Annotated in this window: 1 protein-coding gene; it reads left to right on the forward strand. The window is 69.8% G+C overall.

Annotation, left to right across the window (positions count from 1 at the left end):
• On the forward strand, positions 1–636 hold a 636-nt coding region (locus AC1DWF_RS35680), incomplete at both ends, for an acyl-CoA dehydrogenase family protein (RefSeq protein WP_476843180.1).

Consider the following 636-nt stretch of genomic DNA (forward strand, 5'->3'; position numbering starts at 1 on the left):
AAGCACTGGATCAGCGGTGGCCATGCGGCCGATGTCGTGATGGTCATGGCCGTCACCGATCCCGAGAAGCGCGCGCGCGGCGGCATTGGCGCCTTCCTCGTCGAGCGCGGCACGCCGGGCTTCGAGGTGACGCGCGTCGACACCACCATCGGCTCCGAGGCGATCAAGCTGGGCGAGCTGACCTTCACCGATTGCGTCGTGCCGGACAGCGCGCTGCTCGGCGATCCCGGCCAGGGCTTCGCCATCGCCATGGGCTCGCTGACCAACGGGCGCCTCGGCGTCTCGGCGGCCTGCATCGGCGCGGCGGACCGGCTGCTCTCGCTCGCCGTCGAGCACGCGAAGCAGCGCGTTACCTTCGGCAAGCCGCTCTCCGAGCGCCAGGCCATCCAGTGGATGCTCGCCGACAGCGCCATGGAGATCGAGGCTGCCCGCGCCCTGCTCTACGACACGCTGCGCAAGGTCGTGGCGGGCCAAAACTTCGGCACGCTGGCCAGCATGTGCAAKGTCGTCTGCACGGAGATGGTGGGCCGCGTGGCCGACCGATCGGTCCAGGTGCATGGCGGCATGGGGCTGGTGCGCGGCTTCTCGGTCGAGCGCTTCTACCGCGACATCCGCCATTACCGCATCGGCGAAGGC

It is taken from the genome of Aminobacter sp. P4_D5, from assembly GCF_056401815.1.